A 2,203-nucleotide genomic window follows, 5' to 3' on the forward strand; every position below is an offset into this window, starting at 1 on the left:
GGCATCATCGGCAACCCGGCCACCTGGAAGGTGGGCGGTAAGCAGTATGTCGGCGTTTACTCCGGCATCGGCGGCTGGATCGGTCTTCCGGTCACCGCTGGTCTGGATCTGAGCGACAAGTTTGGCGCCATTGGTGCCACCGCCATGACCAAGGCCGCTGGCCTGCAGCATATCCCGCAGGGTGGTGAGCTGAACGTGTTCCGCATTTACGAGTAAGGTCTCCACCAGTCGCGCTCGGTGTTCACGAGGTACCGAGCGCAACTGGCTCCCTAGCGCCCGGTGCCATAAGGCATCCGGGCGCTAGTTGCATCTCGATTGGCCAGAAATCTCTAATTGGACTTGATTGGGACTATGGGGAGCGATCTGGAATAATGACGCAAGTCTGCCGACGGGCTAATAAAGATGTCTCGCGACTTTGGCATTGGACTTAAGCAAACTAGGGAACCTGGTTCGGCTTGCTTTGCCGCAACGGCACTAGCCTTCGTGTCTGCGATAATGTGGCAGGTCGTTCCAGGACTTGCGCAGGATAGCCAGTTCTCTCCATGCGCCGAGGACGCCGTACTTGTTTTCGATGCCTCCGGTTCCATGTCCGGCAATGGCTGGGGTTACGGCAGCGAGAGCGCGCACAACGTCAGTCGGATCGATAGGGTGCGATACGCTCTTGGCAAGGTCTTACCGACCGTCACGCGCCACCGTCGGGTCGGACTGGTCACCTATGGCCCCACACGGACTCCTAGTCTGTTCAACCAGTGCGACAATATCGAGTTAGATCTTCCGCCTACGCCAAACGCCGCCGCACAAATCATGGCTTCTGTGGAAAGCCTAGTACCAGCCGGTGGGACTCCCTTGACGCGTGCTGTCGAACAGGCGGCGGAAATGCTCGACTTTGAAAGCGAGCCCGGCTTGATCGTCCTCCTAACTGATGGCGAAGACACGTGCGGGGGATCGCCGTGCCAGGTGGGTAAGGAGCTACACGCCGCAGCGGCACAACTCACCATCCACGTCATAGGTTTGCGAGTGAAAGGTTTGTCCTGGACGGGCGAGTCAAACATCGTCGAAACACAGTGCCTAGCGGAGCAAAATGAAGGCTTGTACCTCACCCCCGAAAACACTGATGACCTTATTGACGCGCTTGAGATGACCCTGGGTTGTCCAAAAATCAGTCGGCTCATGGAAGATCAAAAGAGCCATATAGAGGCGTCAAGCGGATGCACGTGGAGCCATCCATCATTGTGCGCCATGATCGAAAAAACGCAGCCCCGGGGACTGCGGAGCAAACCTAAAGGGTAAGCTCATGTCTGAGGAAGGATCTTCAGAACGCGGTGTAGATGGAGAAGGAACAGCGCCAGGGCATCGTTCATCGTCATCAACGAAGTTGCTAGACGCGATCGCACAGGATATCGCGCGCGATGGATTTGCAGTCCGCACTGGTAAAGAGATGCGCGCGATCATGCGCACGCGCGGACTAGAGGCGTGGCCGGATTTTGCCTCGACCTGGGATGATCTCGGGATCGACAAATATATGGCGGACGGTGGCCGCTACAGGCGTAGGCGCTTCGGGACCTTCAAGGTTACAGGTAGTGTCGTCGTCCGAAAGAACCATCAGCCGCACTATCAGAGCCGAGACTACAATATCTTGAACGGCGGGATTGAGCGCTGGTTTATGCCGGTCAAGGAAGCCGTGACCGACAATGCCTTCGCACAGGGCTTAGTTAGCTATTGTGCGGCACTGTTCGACATGACGTCTTCGATGAAGTCTAGCGTCTCGCCCTGGCATGTCGAAATGCATCAGTTTCGCATCGAGGCGACGCCGGATGAAACTGGGGCACCCACGCCCGAAGGGGTCCATCGTGATGGCGTCGATTGGGTGTGCGTGATGCTGATCCGCCGATCGAACGTGGCGAGCGGTGTCACGCAGATCTTCGATCGCTCGGGTAGGCCGTTAGGCGAGTTCACGCTGATCGATCCGCTTGACGCCGTGCTTATCGACGACCACCGCGTCCTTCACGGGGTCACTCCGATCGCCCCCCTTAGTTCGGAGCGCAAAGCCTGCCGTGATGTTCTGGTGCTGACCTATCGCCGGGAACACGAGACTGCGAGCGAGTCTCGGTGAGGCGGCAGCATCGTGGGATGTGGAACGAGAAATCCTAAAGCCTCGCAGAATCAACCAACCAAGTTGGCTTGCCGGACTTAGTTCAGAGCC

General features: G+C 57.7%; 2 protein-coding genes and 1 pseudogene. All 3 read left to right on the forward strand.

Annotated elements, in window-relative coordinates:
* A pseudogene (locus AUC71_RS04660) lies at positions 1–216 on the forward strand (PQQ-dependent dehydrogenase, methanol/ethanol family); the annotation flags it as partial.
* Between the two features lie 279 nt (positions 217–495).
* Positions 496–1,290 carry a vWA domain-containing protein gene (locus AUC71_RS04665; RefSeq protein ID WP_069623323.1) on the forward strand — a complete coding sequence of 265 codons (795 nt, stop codon included), beginning with the start codon at positions 496–498 and terminating at the stop codon, positions 1,288–1,290.
* A 4-nt stretch (positions 1,291–1,294) separates the two neighbouring features.
* The gene (locus tag AUC71_RS04670) at positions 1,295–2,113 is read left to right on the forward strand and encodes a 2OG-Fe dioxygenase family protein (RefSeq protein WP_083238084.1); all 819 of its coding nucleotides are present in this window, start codon (positions 1,295–1,297) and stop codon (positions 2,111–2,113) included.
* Positions 2,114–2,203 lie beyond the last annotated feature (90 nt).

Source organism: Methyloceanibacter marginalis (assembly GCF_001723295.1).
GTDB lineage: Bacteria > Pseudomonadota > Alphaproteobacteria > Rhizobiales > Methyloligellaceae > Methyloceanibacter > Methyloceanibacter marginalis.